Origin of the sequence: Actinomyces howellii (genome assembly GCF_900637165.1) — a bacterium.
In the GTDB taxonomy this organism is placed as follows: domain Bacteria; phylum Actinomycetota; class Actinomycetes; order Actinomycetales; family Actinomycetaceae; genus Actinomyces; species Actinomyces howellii.
Genome location: NZ_LR134350.1, coordinates 1,321,504 through 1,344,093, shown reverse-complemented (window position 1 = coordinate 1,344,093; position 22,590 = coordinate 1,321,504). Strand labels below are relative to the sequence as shown.

General features: G+C 69.8%; 10 protein-coding genes and 3 pseudogenes. 10 read left to right on the top strand and 3 right to left on the bottom strand.

The window, feature by feature from the left end; all coding sequences use genetic code 11:
- Positions 1-6: 6 nt before the first annotated feature.
- Both EL245_RS05660 and EL245_RS13175 read right to left on the bottom strand, forming a co-directional pair.
- Positions 7-864, bottom strand: a pseudogene (locus EL245_RS05660) (IS256 family transposase); the annotation flags it as partial.
- Between the two features lie 7 nt (positions 865-871).
- Positions 872-1,228, bottom strand: a complete 357-nt coding sequence (locus EL245_RS13175) for a helix-turn-helix domain-containing protein (RefSeq protein ID WP_164719454.1) — start codon at positions 1,226-1,228, stop codon at positions 872-874.
- 1,373 nt (positions 1,229-2,601) lie between these two features.
- Here EL245_RS13175 and EL245_RS05650 point away from each other — a divergent pair.
- The 8 genes from EL245_RS05650 to EL245_RS13170 all read left to right on the top strand — a co-directional run bounded on the left by EL245_RS05650 (position 2,602) and on the right by EL245_RS13170 (position 19,095).
- The gene (locus EL245_RS05650; protein ID WP_126382280.1) at positions 2,602-4,236 is read left to right on the top strand and encodes an OmpA family protein; all 1,635 of its coding nucleotides are present in this window, start codon (positions 2,602-2,604) and stop codon (positions 4,234-4,236) included.
- An 80-nt stretch (positions 4,237-4,316) separates the two neighbouring features.
- Complete coding sequence (locus EL245_RS05645) at positions 4,317-6,797, top strand: serine/threonine-protein kinase (protein ID WP_126382279.1); 2,481 nt, start codon at positions 4,317-4,319, stop codon at positions 6,795-6,797.
- Positions 6,798-6,999: 202 nt separating this feature from the next.
- Positions 7,000-8,565 carry an OmpA family protein gene (locus tag EL245_RS05640; protein ID WP_126382278.1) on the top strand — a complete coding sequence of 522 codons (1,566 nt, stop codon included), beginning with the start codon at positions 7,000-7,002 and terminating at the stop codon, positions 8,563-8,565.
- 377 nt (positions 8,566-8,942) lie between these two features.
- Positions 8,943-9,464 carry a 50S ribosomal protein L10 gene (rplJ, locus tag EL245_RS05635; protein ID WP_126382277.1) on the top strand — a complete coding sequence of 174 codons (522 nt, stop codon included), beginning with the start codon at positions 8,943-8,945 and terminating at the stop codon, positions 9,462-9,464.
- 89 nt (positions 9,465-9,553) lie between these two features.
- The gene (rplL, locus tag EL245_RS05630) at positions 9,554-9,946 is read left to right on the top strand and encodes a 50S ribosomal protein L7/L12 (RefSeq protein ID WP_126382276.1); all 393 of its coding nucleotides are present in this window, start codon (positions 9,554-9,556) and stop codon (positions 9,944-9,946) included.
- 449 nt (positions 9,947-10,395) lie between these two features.
- Complete coding sequence (gene rpoB / locus EL245_RS05625) at positions 10,396-13,917, top strand: DNA-directed RNA polymerase subunit beta (protein ID WP_126382275.1); 3,522 nt, start codon at positions 10,396-10,398, stop codon at positions 13,915-13,917.
- 136 nt (positions 13,918-14,053) lie between these two features.
- On the top strand, positions 14,054-18,013 hold the full coding sequence (locus EL245_RS05620; RefSeq protein WP_126382274.1) for a DNA-directed RNA polymerase subunit beta': 3,960 nt from the start codon (positions 14,054-14,056) through the stop codon (positions 18,011-18,013).
- Between the two features lie 131 nt (positions 18,014-18,144).
- The gene (locus EL245_RS13170; protein ID WP_161512815.1) at positions 18,145-19,095 is read left to right on the top strand and encodes a hypothetical protein; all 951 of its coding nucleotides are present in this window, start codon (positions 18,145-18,147) and stop codon (positions 19,093-19,095) included.
- A 291-nt stretch (positions 19,096-19,386) separates the two neighbouring features.
- Here the strand turns inward: EL245_RS13170 and EL245_RS05610 are convergent.
- A pseudogene (locus EL245_RS05610) lies at positions 19,387-20,553 on the bottom strand (IS3 family transposase).
- A gap of 133 nt (positions 20,554-20,686) precedes the next feature.
- Here EL245_RS05610 and EL245_RS05605 point away from each other — a divergent pair.
- Positions 20,687-21,481: pseudogene (locus EL245_RS05605) on the top strand (DDE-type integrase/transposase/recombinase); the annotation flags it as partial.
- A 723-nt stretch (positions 21,482-22,204) separates the two neighbouring features.
- On the top strand, positions 22,205-22,375 hold the full coding sequence (locus EL245_RS13995; RefSeq protein WP_408608392.1) for a thiomuracin/GE37468 family thiazolyl RiPP peptide: 171 nt from the start codon (positions 22,205-22,207) through the stop codon (positions 22,373-22,375).
- The last annotated feature ends 215 nt before the right edge of the window (positions 22,376-22,590 follow it).

Genomic DNA, 22,590 nt, shown 5'->3' with positions numbered 1-22,590 from the left:
TACACAAAAAACTTGACAGGCCCGGATCAGGTGCACCACGCAGGTCTGGACCATGGAGTCGGGCCAGGTCGCCTCGATCGCCTCGGGCAGGCCGGTCAGCCCGTCACAGCACACGATCAGCACGTCCTTGACGCCCCTGTTGGCCAGCTCGGCGCACACGTGCGCCCAGAACGAGGCGCCCTCCTCGGCCTGGACCCAGATACCCAGGACGTGCTTGATCCCGTCCATGTCCACACCCACGGCGATGTGGGCCGAGCGGGTGGTGACCCTGTGGTCGACGCGGACCTTGACGCGGATCGCGTCGAGGTAGACCACCGGGTAGAACTCCTCCAGCGGGCGGCGCTGCCAGTCCAGGACCGCCTCGGCCACGGCGTCCGTGATCCTGCTGATCGTCCCCACCGACAGCTCCACACCGAGCGTGGACTCCAGGTGGTGGCGGATCTCGCGCACCGTCATACCACCGGCGTACAGGCTGATGATCATCGAGTCCAGACCGTCCATCCGCCGCTGCCCCTTCCTGACCAGCCGCGGCGTGAAGCTGCCGGCCCTGTCGCGGGGGACCTCGATCTCGAACGAGCCGACCTCAGAGCTGATCGTCTTGACCGTGGTGCCGTTGCGGGCGTTGCCACGAGCCACCGGCGCCTGCTCGCCCTTGTCGTAGCCAAGATGCTCCGTCAGCTCAGCCTGCAGACCCCGCTCCAGGGCCTCCTTGAGCAGGGCCGGCAGCAGCCCGTCGGCGCCCGTCAACCCCACCTCACCCGAGTCGATCCGCTCGAACAACCCGTCCAAGCCACCCGAGGCAACAAGATCCTCAACCACGCCCCGCCCACCAGCAGGACCAGTCTTCTCATCAGTCACAGTCATCAGTCCTTCAAAGAGGGCTTACACAGACCATTGAACACGCCCGGTCCGCAGCCAGACGGCGGCTGATCTGCTGGGGCGACCACCGCTGTCTCAGGCCCTGGACCACCAGGGCCCGCAGCTGGTCGTTGGAGTCCAGCACACGCGCCTTGGGCCGTGCCCTGGCGGCCCGGGCCTGGGCGTGGCGGGCCTGGGGGTCGTAGGCCTGCCGGCCCCCGCCGGCAGCGACCTCGCGGCTGACCGTGGAGACAGCCACCCCCAGGAACCGGGCGATCGAGGCCAGGGAATCACCCCTGGCCAGGCCCGCAGCGATCGCGCCGCGCCCCTGAGCCCCCAGACGCCTGCCGTGCCCGGTACCCCGGACCATCACCTCGAACCCGTCCCCCGACCCGCCCCGACCACGCCCAGCAGGCCTGGTCGTCCCGACCATCCCGCCCTCCCTGGCCCCGTGCCGCATCCTCATACCCCACAGCCTGCACCAGTCCGACACCGTGGACTGAGGCACCGAGAAACAAGCCCCCGCCTCGCGAGCCAACCAACCCGACTCGATCAGCTCCCGCACACCATCGCGAACCACACCAGGCCACACCCCACGCACCACAACCAGCCCCTCTCCCAAGCACCACCCATTGCACTCACCCCCTGAAACCACCTGGCACCTCGAGATCGGGACTAATGACACCTCGAGATCGGGGGAAGTGACACATCGGGCTGGTCTTCTCGCCGAGCCCCAGGCTGGGCGTCCGGCTCGTCTCGTCGTCGACCGGTCATGTGACTGTCGACCGTCTATGTGACAGCGAACGCCCGGTCGAGAGTTACATGACCGGTCGGGGGACACATGACCGGTCGAGGGTGGTCGGGGTGTGCGGGGACGGGGTGTGTGGCCGGTCCGCCGTGGTACTCGGCCCTGGGCCGGGTCGGGGCCGGGCTGGTCGGCGTTGGCCAGACCGGGGCCGGACCGGGGCTGGGCCGGGGCCGGGTTGGTTAGCGTCGGCCGGGCTGGTCCGGGGTCGGGGCTCACTCCCCGTGGGCGCGGGTGCTGGTGGGGGCGGCGAGGTGGTGCACACATCAACTACCCTCGCGGCCCAGGTGGATGCCTGTGATTGAGCCGAATAATGATCGTCTTGTAGCAGGCGGAGCGGGTGTCTGTGTGCGTCGAGGGGGTTGTTGCACATCTCAGGCCTCCACGGCCGTCTCCGCGATGGGGGCCGGTCGGGGGGATCGGCGCGATTCCGCGGTTTCTCCCCGCCGCCCCCCGGCCGCCACGCGCCTGTTCTGTGCATCACACCCGGGTGGGGGTGTGAGCCTCCCGCTGCGGAGGCCCCCGGCTGACCGTCACGCCAGGGCGCCAACCCGTCAACCTGCGCCGGCCTGCCGTCCCGCATCAGCTGCTGACCGGGCCCGCCACCTCGCGGTCAGGACGTGCGACGCCACGACGTCCGGAGGCAAGTGCCCCGGCTCACGGCGCCTGGCACGCTGCGCCAGAACCGTGCCAGATGCGGCGAACTCGAGGTGCCATAAGTCCCGATCTCGCGGTGTCATTTGTCCCGATCTCGAGGTGTCACTTGTCCCGATCTCGCGGTGTCATTTGTCCCGATCTCGAGGTGTCATTAGTCCCGATCTCGCGGTGGTGGGGGCGGTGGTGGGGGCTGGTCCACGGGTGGTGGTGCCCGTCGTCAGCGCGTCCCCACCGACCTACCCTCGTGCTGTCAGCCGGTTCACGTCTCGAGGAGAATCCTGATGAGCACCCACGCCCTCCATCCAGTACCCCGCCGCACCGTCCTGTCTGTTCCCCTGCTCGTGGGTCTGGGCATCCTGGCCGGATGCAGCGAGGAGCCGACCGGAGCGGGGCCGTCGGCCGGCCCGACCGCAGCGGGTGCCGGGACCGCCATCCTGCCGGTGGCCAGCCCCACGGCCCGTGACTCCGGCGGCGTCGGCTTCGAGCGGCTTGAGGACGTCGTGTGCGGCACGGTCCTCACCGATGTGAGCATCGGCCCGCTCCTGCGCGTCGACGACTCGACGACGATCCTGCCGCTGACCGCCACCGTCGAGCAGGACAGCCCCCTGGGAACACCCTTCAACACGATGCTCACCTGGGTCGGCAACGACTCCTCGAGCTTCCTGGGGGACGCCGACCTCCGTGTCCTCGACCCCGCCACCAACCGCGTGTGGCGTCCCGCGCACACCGACTACGTCCCGGTCCTCGCCGAGGAGGGCCAGCCGGGCACGGCCCACGTCGTCCTGGGCGGGATCGACGCGAGCACCGTCACCGTCCTTCTGCGGCAGACGGCGATCGTCGAGGTCCAGGTCATCGGCATCGACGAGGCACCCGAGGACCTCGTGCCCGCCGATCTCGACGTCGAGGCCCTCCTCGCCCAGGCCGTCGTCGACGAGGCCCGCAAGGCCCCCCTCCAGCTCGAGCACTACTCCGAGGCCGTCGACGGCACATCGGGAGTGATCACCGGTGGGGCCAACCTGACCGTCCTGCTGTCCGGCGACGTCACCTTCGACCCCGACTCCGCAGCCCTGAGCGCCGAGGCCGACGTCGTCCTCGAGGACCTCGTCGCGCTCCTCGAGGAGTACCCCGACGGCGGCACCCTCGACATCACCGGGCACACCGACGACGTCGCCGACGAGGCCCACAACCTCACCCTGTCCCAGCAGCGGGCCCAGGCCGTCTCCGACCGTTTGTCGGCGATGACCGACCTGTCGGCGTGGACGGTGACGAGCACGGGCAAGGGGGAGACCGAGCCCCGGGTCGACAACGTCGACGACGCCTCCCGGGCCGTCAACCGTCGGGTCGAGGTCGTCGCGACCCCGAGCGCCGGGGTCCTGGGGGCCGACCCTGTCCTGGCGGCGAGCTCGACCGAGCTCCCCGAGGCCACGGGCCCCTCCGCCCCCGGGCCCCAGGGCGTGGCGGTCACGGACGAGGAGTCCGGGGCCACCGTGACCATCGCCGTGCAGCGGGTGGTCCGGCGCGGAAACCTCCTCCTCGGGGTCGTCGACGTCCTCGCCGACACCGACGTCACCGACTTCGCCGACCTCAACAACTGGTTCGGCACCCCCGAGGACTTCTACCACCTCAGGGGGCAGCTGTGGCCGGGCAGCACCACCGTCGCAGGGGGCCTGACCCTCCTGGCCGGTGACCGGCGCGTCTTCCCCGTCGAGTACGTCGTACCGGACTCGGGCCACGCCGTCCCGGTCACCGAGCTCAACCTCTACGACCCCCTGCCCGAGGGCGCGGGCACGCGGGTGTGCGTCGCGTGGCCGGACACCGGGCAGGACACCGTCGTCGTCGATCGCCTCATCCCGGAGGGCTCGACCTTCCGGTACCCGTCCTGGCGCCTGACCGAGGTGCCCGTCGAGTCTGACTGAGCCCGAGCCTGCGGACGACGACTGCGCCGGGGCGCGCCCGCCGGTAGATTGGCGGCCATGATCCTGCGGAGCACGACCTGATGACGACGAGCCACACACCCGCCGAGCCTCCTCGGCGCCTGGGCAGCTCGTACGTCCTTGACGAACGGATCGGCGTGGGCGCCCAGGGCGAGGTCTGGCTCGCCCACGCCGTGACTGATCCTGGCACGCCCCTGGCGGTCAAGATCCTGCGCGCCGACCTCCTCGAGGACCCTGGCGTCGTCGAGCGCTTCATCCGAGAGCGCTCGACCCTCATGCGGGTGTCCTCCCCCCACGTCGTCGGCGTGACCGACATGGTCGTCGAGGGCTCCCGGTTCGCGATCGTCATGGAGTACGTCGGGGGCGGTGACCTGCGCGGTCTCCTCGATGTCTCCGGCCCCCTCGCCCCCGCCGAGATCGCGCGGGTCGGGGCCACGCTCGCCCAAGGTCTCGCTGCGGTGCACGCCGCGGGCATCGTGCACCGGGACATCAAGCCGGCCAACGTGCTCATCGACCAGGGGGGCGAAGGCCGGCGGGGACCCGCCGGCACCACGGCGTCCACGGCGTCCACGGCGTCCACGGCGTCCATGGAGTCCATGGCCTCCTCGACGATGACGATGACCGCCTGGTCACCCCGCCTGGCCGACTTCGGGGTGGCGCGCATCTGCGACACCGTCTCGTCCTCGCGGGCCACCGGGGCGATCGGCACGCCGCTGTACATGGCCCCCGAGGTCCTCGACCCGGCGGCGCCGGGCCCCGCCGTCGACGTCTACTCCCTGGGCGTCGTCCTCTACGAGGCCGCGTGCGGCACACCCCCCTTCCACGGGGCGCCCGCCCAGGTCCTGGCCCAGCACGCGCGCCGTGACCCCGGGCGTCCCGAGGGGCTGCCCGACCCTCTGTGGGAGCTCATCGCACGGATGCTGTCCAAGCAGCCCGCTCATCGGCCCAGCGCCCAGGACGTCGCCAGCCGGCTGCACGAGCTCTCTCCGTGGTTCGTCGGCCTGCCCGCCGCCCCCCGCCTGGCCTCGCCTCCCGTCTCCCAGCCCTCGGCCACCCCCTACGAGTGGACCGACACCGGTGCGACAACCTCCCTGTCGGCAGGGGTGACCGCCCCCACCGAGCACTACGGCATCACCCCGACCCTCATGGTGTCGACCGGGGTACCGGGTCAGGGGGGTCCGCTCTCGCCCGCCACGGGAGCCTCGAGCCCGCAGGTGGCGGCCGTGGCCGCCCAGGCCGCCGCTCCTGGCACCCCGACCCGCCGACGGCGTCGCCGCGGTCTGCTCATCGGCGCCGCCGCGCTCGTCGTCGTCCTGGCGCTGAGCATCGCCGGCACGCTCGTGTGGCGCTCGCGCGCCAACCAGACGGCACTGGCGGGCAGCGTCGCCGCGCTGCCCGCAGCCGCGACCGCCACCGAGGTCATGCGCCTGGACGGGGCCTATAACTTCCGTCTGTCTTCTGACGGTCAGACCCTGCTCGTGGACGGGGTGGACGGAGGGGTCGGCTGGGCCATGTACGACCTGGACTCGGGCGCCACCGAGCCGGTGTGGACGGGAGAGTGCACCGACGCCCAGTTCTGGACCAACAGCCAGGTGCTGTGCGAGAACAGCGACGGGACTCTCCTGGTCAAGGCCGACGGCACGACCACCTCCGAGGTCCCCGGTCCCGCCGAACGGAACCTCCTGGGCTCGACCGGCAGCGCCGCGATCGTCGTCGAGGGCTCCTACGGGGGCTCGATCGTGGCGATCGGCGAGGACGGCAACGAGCTGTGGAGGGTCGACGGCGCCTACTCCGAGGCACGGGTCAGCGACGACCTCATCCTCACCTACGAGTCGGGCTCCGAGCGCGTCCAGATGCTCGACGCGGCCACCGGCACCATCGTGCTCAGCCAGGCCGTGCAGAGCACCCCGGACTTCGACGACCCTGCACCGGCGGGGGTCGGTGTGCCCCGCTACCTCGAGGGCTTCTACACCGGCTCCTCGAGCTCCTCGAGCTCCTCGGACCTGACCGTCTTCGACGCCTCCGGGACGCAGGTGGGCGTCGTCAAGGGCCTGGCGGCCCCGGCGGAGTCGGGCTGGGTCCTGTCGACCGAGCGCTCGGCCGAGGACTTCCGCCAGGCCCTGTCCGACTCAGGGGCCGACGCGGCGGCGGTCAACGTCATCGGCGCCCGTCGCCACGCCGTCGTCGAGGTCGACACCTCCGCCTGCACCGCCTCCCTCCAGGGCGAGGACGTCTCCTTCGAGGTGCCCGCACCCTCGGCCGACGAGACCTGCGTCATCAACCCGCTCGGGCTCGTCGGCGGGGACGACGCCCTCCTGCTGGGCACCGGGGAGCACTCCTTCGCCTCGGAGGGCACGGGCGACAGGATCACCGCCTACGACCTCGACGACGGCTCGGTCCACTGGCAGGTGCGCGGGACCTTCGTGGCCGCGCTGCCCGCCTCCGACAACGTCGCGGGAACCGCCAAGGGCAGCCCCCGTCTGCTCGTCCAGGAGGGCGGCAGCTCGGGCGACCTCGTCGTCTACGCGATCGTGCCGCGCTGAGCGGGGCTGAGCGGGGCTGAGCGGGCAGGCCTGCCCATGGCGCGCCGGGGCCGGGGGACGGTACGGTCGGGGCGGACCTGGAGGTCGGGACCCGCGGTCGCGGGTCGGGTGCCCAGCGCGGGACTCGTCCCGGCTCGTCCCGTCAGGGGCGGGCGGCCGATCGGGGACGGCCGGACCGTCACACACTCACCCTGGAGGCACCATGCGCCCGCTCAGCTCGACCCGGACCGGCTCCCCGCGCGCAGGGGTGCCCCGGCGCCTCCTCCTGGGCCTGCCGGTGCTCGGCGCGGCCGGGGCACTGGCGGCCTGCTCGGGCGGGGAGCGCCCCGTCGTTCGCACGACCGCGACGCCCACACCCTCCTCGACCGGCCTGAGCGTCACGCTGGAGGGGGCCGAGCTCGAGCTCACGGTCGGGCCGGTGGTGCGCGTGCGCTCAGCCGACCAGGACATGACGGTCCTGCCGATCGGGGTCACCCACACGGGGGCCGGACCCGAGGTCAACGTCGGTGAGGTGGTCCTGGGCTCGACGGCGTCGATGCTCGGTGACTACCGTCCGCTCAGGCTCATCGACACCGCGGGCTCGCGCGCGTGGTCGACGACGACCTCCCAGTCCGTGTTCGACCCCCTCAAGCCGGGGGGAGAGGTGACCCTGTACGCCACCTTCGGACCGGTCGACGTCGAGCAGGTCGTCGTCTTCGTCGCGCGCTGCGGCCTCATCGAGGTCCCCGTGCTCGACGACGGCGACCCGCAGGCACCCCAGGTCGACGTCAAGGCCGTCGTGTCCCAGGCCGATCCACTCGACGACCTGCGCGAGCCCGTGGGCCTGGAGCGATACGCCGAGGCCCTCGACGGGTCGAGCGCCGGACTGACCACCGAGGAGGAGACGACCGTCGACGTGGCCAGCGACGTCACCTTCGCCGTCGACTCGGCCGAGCTCTCCGGCGAGGCCGACACGGTGCTCACGGGGGTGGCCGACACGATCTCGGGCTACGAGGGCGGTGAGCTGACGATCACCGGGCACACCGACGACGTCGCCGACGAGGCCCACAACCAGACCCTGTCCGAGCAGCGCGCCCAGGCGGTGGCCGACCGGCTGGGCGCCCTGACCGACCTGACGGCCTGGACCGTGTCGGTCAGCGGCAAGGGCGAGACCGAGCCCCGCGCGGGCAACGACACCGAGGAGGGCCGTCAGGCCAACCGGAGGGTCGAGGTCGTCATCGCTCCGACAGGCGGCACCGAGGACGGGCTGTCCCGCTCCTCGACCTCCGCCGAGCCGCCGCCGGCCGAGGGGCCGCAGGGCCCGGGAGGCCAGGGCGTGACGGTGAGCGGCGGGCTGGGGACGATCCACGTGAGCCTGGAGGGCGTGACCCGCCGTGACGGACTCCTCCTGGCGCAGCTCACCGTGACCGGCGGGGCGGGTGGCTCGATCACCCCGCTGGGCGCCGGGTGGTTCGACGACCCCGGGTCGGTGCTCGCCAACGCCCGCGACGAGCTGGCGGGGGTGACGAGCCTGCTGTCCGCCGACGGGCTGACCCTGCTGTCGAGCGCCGACCGGGTCTACCCGGTCGACTACCTCCTTCCCGGGGCGATGGCCCACCGGCCCCTGACCGAGCTCGACCTCCTGTCGACCCTCGATGAGGGCGAGACGACCTCGATCTGCGTCGTGTGGCCGGACACGGGGGAGGACTCGGTCGTCGTCGACCACCCCGGCGACGGGCTGCTCACCTACCCGTGGCGGCTCACCGACGTCCCTGTCACGGAGGGCTGACCCGGTCGCGGCCCGGTCGCGGCCCGCCACCTCAGCCAGCCCGGTCGGCTGAGCGGGCCCACACGTGCCCTCCTGCGCCGTCCCGTGCCGTCGCGCACCGTCCCGCGTCAGGGCGTGCGTCGCGGTGGCGGCGTGACCGATCGCACCGCGGCCCCGTGGTCCGACCGCTTGCCCCGGTCCCGGGGGGCGCGTGTAGGGTGGCACCCGCCAAAGACCGCAGGTCTCCCGCGCGAGCGGGACGAAGTCCGAGTCCTCTCGGAGGCCCGCGCAGGTGAGAGACGAGACCCCTCCGGGCTGCCCGGAGAGCGAGCCCCGTGCCCACCGGCGCGGGGCTCTTGTGATGCCGGGCCCTGCGGCAGACCACGGAAGGAGGGCCCATGGCACGGCCTGACAAGGAGGCAGCGGTTGCTGAGCTGGCGGACAAGCTCCGTCAGTCCGAGGCCGTCCTGCTCACCGAGTACCGCGGGATGAGCGTCCCCCAGCTCCAGGAGCTGCGCCGGGCGCTCGGCGGTCACGCCGAGTACGCCGTGGTGAAGAACACGCTGGCGGCCATCGCCGCCCGGCAGGCTGGCCTGGAGGCCTTCGCCGACGAGCTCAAGGGCCCCTCGGCCCTGGCCTTCGTCTCGGGGGAGCCGGTCGAGGCCGCCAAGACGCTGCGTGACTTCGCCAAGGGCAACAAGCAGCTCGTCCTCAAGGGCGGTGTCATGGACGGCAACGTCATGGACGCCGCCGAGGTCGACACGCTCGCCTCGCTCGAGTCCCGTGAGGTGCTGCTGGCCAAGGCCGCGGGCGCTATGAAGGCGTCCCTGTCCAAGGCCGCGTACCTCTTCGTCGCGCCCGCCTCCAAGGCGGTCCGCACTGTCGACGCCCTGCGTGACAAGCAGGAGACCGCGGCCTGAGGGCCGCGTGCGTCACTCACATCCACCACAGACCCTGTGCTGAGAAGCTGAGCAGTGCAGGACCCGTTTTCCAGGAAGGAACGCCCATCATGGCGAAGCTGACCACCGACGAGCTCATCGAGGCCTTCAAGGAGCTCACCCTCATCGAGCTGTCCGAGTTCGTCAAGGCCTTCGAGGAGACCTTCGACGTCACCGCGGCCGCCCCGGCCGCCGTTGCCGTGGCCGCTGCCCCCGGCGCCGGTGCCGAGGCCGCTGACGCCGCCGAGGAGAAGGACGAGTTCGACGTCGTCCTCGAGGCCGCCGGCGACAAGAAGATCCAGGTCATCAAGGAGGTGCGCGCCCTGACCTCCCTCGGACTCAAGGAGGCCAAGGAGGTCGTCGACTCCGCTCCCAAGGCCGTCCTCGAGGGCGTCAACAAGGAGACCGCCGAGAAGGCCAAGGCCCAGCTCGAGGGCGCTGGCGCCACCGTCACCCTCAAGTGAGGCCTACCCGGCCAGGGGCCCACGTGCCCTGAGCCGGCCGGGAGCCACGCGCAGGGCCCCGTCCACCTCCCCGGTGGACGGGGCCCTGTCGCGTCGGCACCCGCCTGCACCGCCCGCCCGCCACCTGCACGTCGCCCGCCCGCCACCTGCACGCCGCCGGCACCGCCCCGCAGGCGCACCGTCCTGTGGGCCGCCGCTGCGTCCGGAGGCGGGGGAGCGGGGCAGTATGCGTGACTGTGGCGAGAATCGCAAGGACTGCGGCGTCATCGCCGTAGAGCCTCCTCGGGGGTGCGTGTACGCTAGCGCTTTGCGTCCATTGTGCGCACTGGTATCCGCAGCTGGCCCGCGGAGCCCGGTCGAGCAGGCCGGGCGATCGTTGGAATGATAGCCAAGGATCCGTGTGCTCCGTGAACGCAGAGTGGTCCCCGAGATGAGGGAAGGATCCCCCTTTGGCTGCCTCGCGCACCTCTGCACCCACCGCCGCCGACATCGCCGCGCGCACCGCGTCACGTCGCATCAACTTCGCGAAGATCGCCGAGCCCATGCAGGCTCCCAGCCTCCTCGCCCTCCAGACCGAGAGCTTCGACTGGCTCGTCGGCAACGAGAGGTGGCGCGCCCGCGTGGCCGCCGCCAACGCCGAGCGGCCGGGCGCCCTGCCTGAGACCTCCGGCCTCGAGGAGATCTTCGACGAGATCTCCCCGATCGAGGACTTCGGCGAGACGATGGCCCTGTCCTTCCACGACCACCGCTTCGAGGAGCCGAAGTACACGGCCGAGGAGTGCCAGGAGAAGGACCTGACCTACTCGGCCCCGCTGTACGTCGTGGCGGACTTCGAGAACTTCTCCACCGGGGAGATCAAGTCCCAGACCGTGTTCATGGGTGACTTCCCGCTCATGACCGACAAGGGCACCTTCATCGTCAACGGCTCCGAGCGCGTCGTCGTCTCCCAGCTCGTGCGCTCGCCCGGCGTCTACTTCGAGCGCGCCACCGAGAAGGCCACCGACAAGTACGTCTACAACGTCAAGTTCATCCCCTCGCGCGGCGCCTGGCTCGAGTTCGAGATCGACAAGAACGACCACGTCGCCGTGCGCGTGGACCGCAAGCGCAAGCAGGACATCACCGTCTTCCTCCTGGCGCTGGGCATGGAGGAGTCCGACATCCGCGAGGAGTTCAAGGACTACCCGGCCCTGACCTCGGTCCTCGACGAGGACCGCAAGGTCACCACCCAGGACGAGGCCCTGCTCGACATCTACAAGAAGATCCGCCCGGGCGAGCCCCCGAGCGTCGAGGCCGGCCGCACCCTGCTCGAGAACTTCTACTTCAACCCCAAGCGCTACGACCTGGCCAAGGTCGGACGCTACAAGATCAACAAGAAGCTCGGCCTGGCCGCGGACCTGACCGAGTCGGTGCTGCGTATCGAGGACATCGTCGCCGCCATCAAGTACCTCCTGGCCCTCCACGCGGGCGCCCGGACGGTCGAGGGCGTGCGCGACGGCGAGATCGTCGACATCGCCGTCGAGTTCGACGACATCGACCACCTGGGCAACCGTCGCATCCGCGCCGTGGGCGAGCTCATCCAGTCCCAGGTGCGTACCGGCATGAGCCGGATGGAGCGTCAGGTGCGCGAGCGCATGACCACCCAGGACGTCGAGGCGATCACGCCGAACACCCTCATCAACATCCGGCCCGTGACCGCGGCGATCAAGGAGTTCTTCGGGACCTCCCAGCTCAGCCAGTTCATGGACCAGAACAACCCGCTGGCGGGCCTGACCCACAAGCGGCGCCTGTCCGCGCTGGGTCCCGGCGGCCTGTCGCGTGAGCGCGCCTCCATGGAGGTCCGCGACGTCCACACCTCGCACTACGGCCGGATGTGCCCCATCGAGTCCCCCGAGGGGCCCAACATCGGCCTCATCGGCTCGCTGGCGACCTTCGGGCGCATCAACCCCTTCGGCTTCATCGAGACGCCCTACCGCGTCGTCGTCGACGGCCAGGTGACCGACGAGACCCACTACCTGACCGCCGACGACGAGGACCGCCACGTCATCGCCCAGGCCAACGTCGAGCTGACCGACGACGGCCGCTTCGCCGAGGACCACGTCCTGTGCCGGGTCACCGGGGGCGAGCCGGCCCTCGTGCCGGCCTCTCAGGTCGACCTCATGGACGTCTCCCCGCGCCAGATGGTGTCGGTGGGCACCTCGCTCATCCCCTTCCTCGAGCACGACGACGCCAACCGCGCCCTCATGGGCGCCAACATGCAGCGCCAGGCCGTCCCGCTCATCCGTCCCGACGCCCCCCTCGTGGGCACCGGCATGGAGCGGCGCACCGCCGTCGACGCCGGCGACGTCCTCATCGCCACCAAGGGAGGCGTCGTCACCGAGGTGTGCGCCGACTTCGTGCGCGTGGCCAACGACGACGGCACCGAGACCGTCTACAAGGCCGCCAAGTTCCGCCGCTCCAACCAGGGCAACTGCTACAACCAGCGGGTCGTGGCCACCGAGGGCGAGCGGGTCGAGGTCGGCTCGGTCCTGGCTGACGGCCCGGCCACGAGCGAGGGCGACCTCGCCCTGGGCCAGAACCTGCTCGTGGCCTTCATGACCTGGGAGGGTCTCAACTACGAGGACGCGATCATCGTGTCCCAGCGGGTCGTGGCCGAGGACATCCTCACCTCGATCCACATCGAGGAGCACGAGGTCGACGCCCGGGACACCAAGCTCGGCGCCGAGGAGATCACCCGCGACATCCCCAACGTGAGCGAGGAGACGCTGGCCAACCTCGACGAGCGCGGCATCATCCGCATCGGCGCCGAGGTCCGCAGCGGGGACATCCTCGTGGGCAAGGTGACGCCCAAGGGCGAGACCGAGCTGACCAGTGAGGAGCGGCTCCTGCGCGCGATCTTCGGAGAGAAGGCCCGCGAGGTCCGCGACACCTCCCTGCGCGTGCCCCACGGCGAGTACGGCATCGTCACCGGCGTGCGCGAGTTCGACGCCTCCACCGAGGACGCCGAGCTGCCCGCCGGGGTCAACAGGATGGTGCGGGTCTACATCGCCCAGCGGCGCAAGATCACCGTCGGCGACAAGCTCTCCGGCCGCCACGGCAACAAGGGCGTCATCTCCAAGATCAACCCGGTCGAGGACATGCCCTTCCTGGCCGACGGCACCCCGGTCGACGTCATCCTCAACCCGCTGGGCGTGCCCAGCCGGATGAACGTCGGCCAGGTCCTCGAGCTCCACCTGGGCTGGGTCGCCTCCCGGGGCTGGGACGCCACCGCTGCCCGCGAGGAGGGCCAGGAGTGGGCCCTGCGCCTGCCCGACAACGGCGTGCGCGCCGAGCCCCGCACCCCCGTGGCCTCCCCGGTCTTCGACGGCGTGCGCGACGACGAGCTCATGGGCCTGCTCGACTCGACCCTGCCCGACCCCGACGGCGCCCTCCTCGTCGAGCCCAACGGCAAGGCCAGGCTCTTCGACGGCCGCTCCGGTGAGCCCTTCCCGTACCCGATCTCGGTGGGCTACATGTACATCCTCAAGCTCCACCACCTCGTCGACGACAAGATCCACGCCCGCTCCACCGGTCCGTACTCGATGATCACCCAGCAGCCGCTGGGCGGGAAGGCCCAGTTCGGCGGCCAGCGCTTCGGCGAGATGGAGGTGTGGGCGATGGAGGCCTACGGCGCCGCCCACGCCCTCCAGGAGCTGCTCACCGTCAAGTCCGACGACGTCAACGGCCGGGTCAAGGTCTACGAGGCGATCGTCAAGGGCGAGGACATCCCCGAACCGGGCATCCCCGAGTCCTTCAAGGTGCTCATGAAGGAGATGCAGTCGCTGTGCCTGAACGTCGAGGCCCTTGACGCCGAGGGCAACGTCATCGGCCTGGACGACACCGACGACGACACGCGCCGCGCGGCCGACGAGCTCGGATTCGACCTGGGCCGGCGCCCCGGCGGAGCCACCGTCTCAGCGGTCGACGAGATCTGAGTCCACACGGGTCCCGGTCGAGGGGCGGCCTCCCCGCCCCTCCCGGGACCCCCACCGGGCCCCGCGCCGCCGTGGAACCACGGCGCGGGCGCCCCCGCAACACACCTGATGACAGTGACCATCGGAAGTAGGAACTGTGCTCGACGCCAACGTCTTCGACAGGATCCAGCTCGGCCTCGCCACCGCCGAGGACATCAAGTCCTGGTCTCACGGCGAGGTCAAGAAGCCCGAGACCATCAACTACCGCACGCTCAAGCCGGAGAAGGACGGCCTGTTCTGCGAGAAGATCTTCGGCCCCACCCGTGACTGGGAGTGCGCCTGCGGCAAGTACAAGCGGGTGCGCTACAAGGGCATCGTCTGCGAGCGCTGCGGCGTGGAGGTCACCCGCTCCAAGGTGCGCCGTGAGCGCATGGCGCACATCAAGCTGGCGGCCCCCGTCACCCACATCTGGTACTTCAAGGGCGTGCCCTCGCGCCTGGGCTACCTGCTCAACCTCGCGCCCAAGGACCTCGAGAAGGTCATCTACTTCGCCGCCTACATGGTGACCGAGGTCGACGAGGAGGGCCGCCACGACGACCTTCCCAGCCTGCGCAACGAGCTCGAGGTCAAGAAGAAGCACGTCGAGGAGGCCGGCCTGGCCGACGTCGAGGCCCGCCAGCAGCGCCTCGAGGCCGACCTCGCCCAGCTCGACGCCGAGGGCGCCGAGGCCTCCCAGCGCGAGAAGCTGCGCAAGGTCGCCGAGCGCGAGATGACCGCCCTGCGCCGCAGGACGGCGCGCACCCTCGAGCACATGGACAAGGTCTGGGACCGCTTCGTGTCCCTCAAGGTCGGCGACCTCGAGGGCGACGAGGTGCTCTACCGCGACATGGTCGCCGACTACGGCATCTACTTCAAGGGCGCGATGGGGGCCGAGGCCATCCAGGCCCGCCTGCGCACCTTCGACCTCGAGGCCGAGGCCGCCGCCCTGGCCGAGGTCGTGGCCAACGGCACCGGCCAGCGCAAGACGCGCGCCATCAAGCGCCTCAAGGTCATCAACGCCTTCCGGGTCACCGGCACCGCCCCGGAGTCGATGGTGCTCGACTCCATCCCGGTCATCCCGCCGGACCTGCGCCCCATGGTCCAGCTCGACGGCGGCCGCTTCGCGACCTCCGACCTCAACGACCTGTACCGCCGGGTCATCAACCGCAACAACCGCCTCAAGCGGCTCATGGACCTCGGCGCGCCGACGATCATCGTCAACAACGAGAAGCGGATGCTCCAGGACGCCGTCGACGCGCTGTTCGACAACGGCCGCCGCGGCCGCCCGGTCACCGGTGTGGGCAACCGCCCGCTCAAGTCCCTGTCCGACATGCTCAAGGGCAAGCAGGGCCGCTTCCGTCAGAACCTCCTGGGCAAGCGCGTGGACTACTCGGGCCGCTCCGTCATCGTCGTGGGCCCCCAGCTCGCCCTCCACCAGTGCGGTCTGCCCAGCCAGATGGCCCTCGAGCTGTTCAAGCCCTTCGTCATGAAGCGGCTCGTCGAGCTCAAGGAGGCCCAGAACGTCAAGGCCGCCAAGCGCATGGTCGAGCGGGCCAACCCCAAGGTCTGGGACGTCCTGGCCGAGGTGATCCGCGAGCACCCGGTGCTGCTCAACCGCGCACCGACCCTCCACCGCCTGGGTATCCAGGCCTTCGAGCCCCAGCTCATCGAGGGCAAGGCGATCCAGCTCCACCCGCTCGTGTGCGGCGCCTTCAACGCCGACTTCGACGGCGACCAGATGGCCGTCCACCTGCCGCTGGGCGCCGAGGCGCAGGCCGAGGCCCGCATCCTCATGCTCTCGAGCAACAACATCCTCAAGCCCTCCGACGGCCGTCCGGTCACCATGCCCAGCCAGGACATGATCATCGGCACCTACTACCTCACCCAGGGGCCGGACCCGGACGTGCCGGTCGAGCTCGACTCCGCCGGCCAGCCGGTCGTGCCCTCCTTCTCCTCCTTCGCCGAGGCGGTCATGGCCTACGACTTCGGCAAGCTCGACGTCAACGCCACGGCCGACATCCGCTTCGAGGAGGGGATCACCGCCCCCGAGGACTGGCAGGCCCCCGAGGACTGGACCGAGGGCGACCCGATCACCCTGCGCACCTCCCTGGGCAGGGCGCTGTTCAACACGGCGCTGCCCGAGGCCTTCCCGTACATCAACTACACGGTCGACAAGAAGGCCCTGGGCAACATCATCAACACCCTGGCGGAGTCCTTCCCGCGGGTCGAGGTCGCCGCCTCCCTCGACGCCCTCAAGGCCAACGGCTTCCACTGGTCGACCTGGTCGGGCATCACGGTGGCCTTCGCCGACGTCGTCTCCCCGGAGGCCAAGGCCGAGATCCTGGCCCGTTACGAGGGCGAGGCCGCCGAGATCGAGGAGCAGTTCGAGGTCGGTGCCCTCACCGAGGAGGACCGCTACCAGTCGCTCATCGACATCTGGACCAAGGCCACCGCCGAGGTCTCCGAGGCGATGCGCGCCAACTTCCCCGAGCGCAACACCGTCTACCAGATGGTCGCCTCCGGCGGTCGAGGCAACTGGGACCAGATCCGTCAGCTCGCCGGCATGCGCGGGCTCGTGGCCGACCCCAAGCAGCGCCTCATCGAGCGCCCCATCAAGTCGAACTACCGCGAGGGCCTGAGCGTCCTGGAGTACTTCATCGCCACCCACGGCGCCCGCAAGGGCCTGGCCGACACCGCGCTGCGCACGGCCGACTCCGGGTACCTCACCCGGCGCCTGGTCGACGTCTCCCAGGACGTCATCGTCCGCGAGGACGACTGCGGCACCCGCAAGGGCCTGACCAAGCGCCTGTTCACCTGGCGCGAGGTCGACGGCGAGCGCGTCAAGGACGTCTCCGACATCCTCGAGACCACCGTCTTCGGCACGACCGCCGCCCGCGACGTCCTGGGTCCTGACGGCCAGGTCGTCATCGCCGCGGGGACCGACCTGGGCGACGCCGTCATCGCCCAGGCCATCGAGGCCGGTGTCGAGGAGGTCGTGTGCCGCTCGGTGCTCACCTGCGACTCGGCGGTGGGCACCTGCGCCGCCTGCTACGGACGCTCCCTGGCCACCGGCAAGCGCGTCGACATCGGTGAGGCGGTGGGCATCATCGCCGCCCAGTCCATCGGCGAGCCCGGCACCCAGCTGACGATGCGCACCTTCCACACCGGTGGTGCCGCGGGCGCGGCGGACATCACCCAGGGTCTGCCCCGCGTCCAGGAGCTCTTCGAGGCTCGCACCCCCAAGGGGGAGGCCGCTGTCGCGGAGGGCGCGGGCACCCTGAGGATCGAGGACGACGCCGACGGCAAGCGCCTGGTCATCACCCGTGACGACGGCGAGGAGGACCTCGTCGTCCCCGTCTCCCGCCGCCAGCGCCTGCTCGTGCTCGACGGGGACCACGTCGAGCCCGGCGACGCGCTGACCGAGGGCCCTGTCGACCCCAAGAAGGTCCTGCGCCTGCGCAGCGTCAACGCCACCCAGCGCCACCTCGTCGACGAGGTCCAGGAGGTCTACCGCTCCCAGGGCGTGGACATCCACTCCAAGCACATCGAGGTCATCGTCCGCCAGATGCTGCGGCGCGTGACCGTGCTGGACCCGGGCGACACGACGCTCCTCCAGGGCGACCTGGTCGACGTGACCCTCTACCGCGAGGAGAACCGTCGGGTCATGGCCGAGGGCGGCAAGACCGCCTCCGGGCGCACCGAGCTCATGGGGATCACGAAGGCCTCGCTGGCCACCGACTCCTGGCTGAGCGCGGCCTCCTTCCAGGAGACCACGCGCGTGCTCACCGAGGCCGCCATGAACGGCAAGTCCGACCCCCTGCTGGGCCTCAAGGAGAACGTCATCCTCGGTAAGCTCATCCCCGCGGGCACCGGCCTGGCTCGGTACTCCGACGTCGAGGTCGAGCCGACCGAGGAGGTCAAGGCCGAGGTGTTCTCCCGCACGGGCTACACCGGCGACGTCTTCGCCGTCGGCGACTCGGTGCCCCTGGACGACTACTCCTTCGGGGCGGACTTCAGGGCGGACTTCTCCGACGACTTCCGCACCGACTTCTCCGGTTCCGAGGACTTCCAGTTCTAGGACCGCCGAGACCACCGCGGGCCTGGGCCGTCACCACGGTGACGGCCCAGGCCCGTTGAGTACCATCGCGGTGCGGGGGCCGGCCGCACAAGGCCCCCCGTCCACGGACCCCGTCCAAGGAGAGCCGAACCGTGTCCACACCGTCCTCGCCCGCAGACCGCGGAGCCCGGAGCGCCAACGGCGCCTCACCAGAGCAGCGCACCGAGCGCGTGTCCATCATGGGCAGGGCCTCGAGGCCTGAGGAGGGCCTCACCCAGGCCCTGCCGCAGGGCTGGGCGGAGGAGCCCACGGACCCGGGGGCCGAGCAGTGGGCGACCCAGGCCCTGCCTGAGGAGGGCCTCACCCAGGCCCTGCCGCAGGGCTGGGCGGAGGAGCCCACGGACCCGGGGGCCGAGCAGTGGAACCAGCCGGCCACGAGCGTCCTGCCGACCGCCATGACGCCTCAGGCCCCCGGGCCCCAGACCTCCGTCCTGCCCACGGCGGGGCCTGCGCAGGGTGGCTGGGGGGCGCAGGCCCCGGGCTACGAGGTCCCGGTCGTCCCGACGCCGCAGGCTCGCCCCGAGCCAGGTCCCGCCCCCCGCGCACCCCGGCCCCGACGCGACAGGCGACGTTCGGCCGCCCTTCCGATCGGCACCCTCCTGCTCATCGTCTCGGTGCTCCTGCTCGGGTGGGGTGTCTACACGCTGCTCGTGTCCATCGACGTCTTCGAGATCGTGGTCAACGGTGAGCAGGTGGTCGACCTGGCGGCGGTCGGGGCGATCGCCGGGGGAGGGGTTCTCGCCTTCCTCGCCTTCATCGCCGCGATCAGAGCCGTCGTGCGCTGCCGACCCAGGTTCGCGGCGTGCCTGCTGCTCGTGGGCACCTTCCTCCTTCCGACGGCGGCCGTGCTGGGGGCCGGCTACTACGGCGGCACCGTCCTCAAGGACCGGACCCTGGCCCAGGCCGACCAGTACGCGGGTCAGATCGACGCCGCCCAGGTCCAGCAGGTCGAGGACGTCCTCGACCAGGTCGAGGCCATGGGCGTGCCTGTTCCCTGGCGTGACGATCTCCTCGACCTCCTCGGCACCGTCAGCTCCGAGTGATCGACTTGCCTGTTGCCGCCGGTCTCAATTGCTGAGCGCAGCCTTAGGGCGTTATTTATGATATCGCCATTCGGGTAGGTAAAGTTTGAAGCTTGGTGGCCGTCTCGATCATGAGAAGTGGCTTTGTAGGCGGTTGCGGTGACCGATTGCGAGGGTGTTTCAGTTCTTGAGGTGGGGGTGGTGTGTTCGACGGGTGCGTGGAGCGGTACGACGCTCTTGTTGGGCGCTGCCTCCCAGTCGATCCGTTGACTGGAGTGCTGGGTGTTTTTCGGACTGTGTGTTTTTGGTGTGTCAGGCCGCTTGTCTGCGGCCTAGGTGCTCGCCTTCGACCTCGTTGGGGGTGCGGTAGCCGAGGGTCGAGTGGAGACGTGTCTGATTGTATGTCAGCTCAATCCATGAGGCAATGTCGCTCACTGCCTTCCTACGTGTAGGGTACACCATGCGGTGGACCCTCTCGTTCTTAAGAGTCGCGTTGAATGACTCCGCCCAAGCATTGTCCCAGCACACCCCGGTGCGCCCGACGGACAGCCGTATGCCATACTTCCTCAGGTGGTCGGAGAACTGCTGAGAGGTGTACTGGCTGCCTCTGTCGGAGTGGAATATGGTTACCCCTCTCTTGTGGGGGCACCTGCGTACCGCCATGTCGATAGCGTCACGGACGAGGTCGGTGCGCATGTGGTCGGCCATCGCGTAACCGACTACCTTCCTCGTGCAGCAGTCCAGCACCGTTGCGAGATACACGAACCCAGCCCACGTGCGGATACAGGTGATGTCACCTACCCATTTGATTCCGGGCTTGGCGGCGGTGAAGTCACGGCGCACGAGGTCGGGACGCTCGCCCAGGTCACGGGCCGGGACGGTGGTACGGACCTTCCGGCGCGGTTGCGCGGCTCTCAGGCCCTGGGCGCGCATGACCGCACGCACAGTGTCCTGGCAGGTTGACACGCCTTGACGTCGCAGGGCTGCCGCGATGCGCCGGTACCCGTAGGCGCCGTGGGAGGCCTCGAACTCGGCCCGCACAAGAACCGCCAGCTCCTCCCGTCTCCTGATACGACTCGACTCAGCCCGCTCGCGCCAGGAGTAGTACCCGGACCTGGACACCCCGGCCCAGCGGCACATGGAGGCAACAGGGTATCTGCCTTCCTCGCGGTTGATGAGCTTGTACTTGTCGCTCACCGCTGTTCCTGCGCGAAGAAGGCCGCCGCTTTTTTCAGGAACTCGTTCTCCTGGCGCAGCTCGCGGTTCTCCGCCCTGATCCTGGCTATCTGCGCGGACTCTGCGACTGCTTCACCTTCCTCCTGGCTGGAGTGCTCCTTCCTGTACCTCGCGACCCAGTTCCCCACCGTCTGGGGCACCAGGTCGTAGGAGGCCGCGACCGACGCGATCGTCCGGTCCTTCACAGGCGACCTCACGCACAACCTGCGCCTTGAACTCGTCCGAGTACTTCACCCTTGACATGGCTCCATCCTATCGAATCAGAAGAGAGACGAAAATCTCCCCTGTCCGAGAAACGCCACCCACCCCAGGTGACACTTCGGGTCGGTTTTGGGGGGCGTGTGCAGTAAACTTTCGACTTGGTCCTCGTGTTCGTCTGGCGATCGTGCGGTGGCCTGATGACGCGCCCAGGGGCGCGGTGACCTCGTTCTGCCGTCAGGAGGGCATCAACCGTAAGACGTTCTACGCGATACGGGCCAGGGCCCGCTCGCAGGGCCAGGCGGCGGCCCTCGAGCCTGGCTCGACCAGGCCGGCCAGCAGTCCTCCCCGTATCAGTGACCAGGTGGGCCGCCAGGCCCTGGAGGTCAGGGCGTCGCTGGAGGCCTCGGGCCTGGACCACGGGCCCGTGAGCGTGCACGGCAAGATGACGGGGATGGACCTTCAGGCGCCCTCGCCGGCGTCGCTGGCGCGTGTCTTCCGCCGCGAGGACGTGTCCCGGCCCGAGCCCAGGAAGCGGCCGCGCGCGGCGTGGAGGCGGTTCGTCTACCCCGCTCCCAACGCCTGCTGGCAGATGGACGCCACCGAGTACGTGCTGGCCGGTGGGCGCAAGGCCGTCATCTTCCAGCTCATCGACGACCACTCGCGCCTGGCGGTGGCCTCCCTGGCCGCCGACGCCGAGACCAGCCAGGCGGCGATCGAGGTGTTCGACAAGGGCGTGGCCGCGCACGGGGTGCCCCAGAGGCTGCTGACCGACAACGGCGCCGCCCTGAACCCCACCAGACGCGGCCAGCACGGGCGGCCGGCGGAGCACGTGGGCGCCCTGGGGGTCGAGCCGATCACCTCCAAGCCCTACCACCCCACCACCCAGGGCAAGAACGAGCGCCCCCATCAGGCCCTGCCCGGGCGCATCACCCCCCAGCAGGCCTGGGACACCACACCCGCAGCCGAGCCTCCGCGCCCACCGGCCGACCGCGCCGACGAGCCCGTGGCGGTCGGCGGCCTGGTAGCCCCCGCACTCCTGACCCCCGGACAAGCCGAGCGCACCATCGCGCCCAACGGGCTGGTACACCTCAAAGGCATCCGCTTCCTCGTCTCACACCACCACTCCCACCAGCGCGTCGCCGTGACCTGGGACACTCAACGCATCATCTTCGCCACCGCTGGCGGCAGGTCCTGGCTGAGCACGCCTAGCCCGAGCCCGGCACCACCCACGCCCCCGACCCCACCAACCGTCACCCAGGTCCTGAGACTTCGCACCCTGAATGGTTTCGGCCACAAACAAATCGCCACAAAACAAACAGCGAAAGCGCTAGTGAGATATATCTCACAGTCATCAAGCGTTGCGAGTCTTTAGTGAGTTGGGTAACATTTTAACCGACACGGGCCGTAGGCGTCATCTGGTCATAACCAACTATGCGCATGGCCGACTCATCCGCACGTCGAACAACGCGACTCCGCCTATCGTGATACACATCGACCATCCAGTCCAGTTGCACGACCATCCAACCAGTTGCGATTGAATGACTCACGCTGTTGTCTGAATACCGATAATCTCGCCCACACGCTCGCACCATACCTTTAAAGGGCGGCCATTGGTCGTCGGCAGATTCACCCGTGAATCTGCTAATACGACTCGTAAGTTCCTACGAGTCGAGTCGGTATCCTCATAGGGGGAATGTTCATGAACACCTTCGATATCCCGATGGACGTATTTGAGCTCGAGGACAGCGGCATGGACGTTGAGCCGCTGACCGCAGGCCACGGCATGACAGAGGTTGGCGCTTCGACCAACTGCTTCTGCTACCCGTGCTGTTCTTGCTCAGCACCTTCATCGTCATCAGCCTGACCACACACCATGACCTCCGGCGGCATCCCACGCTCTACTGATGGCAAGTTCACAGGACTTGCCGCAGACTGAAGTTGATGGGTGCCGCCGGAGGTCCCCGGCGGTCGGACTTAACAACCAGCAAGCCCTGAGAGAACCGTGCGGTGATCGTTAATGCCCTATGTAGACTTCGAGATCATAGGGTAGGGTTGCGCACTGTACCGATTAGGAGCCGA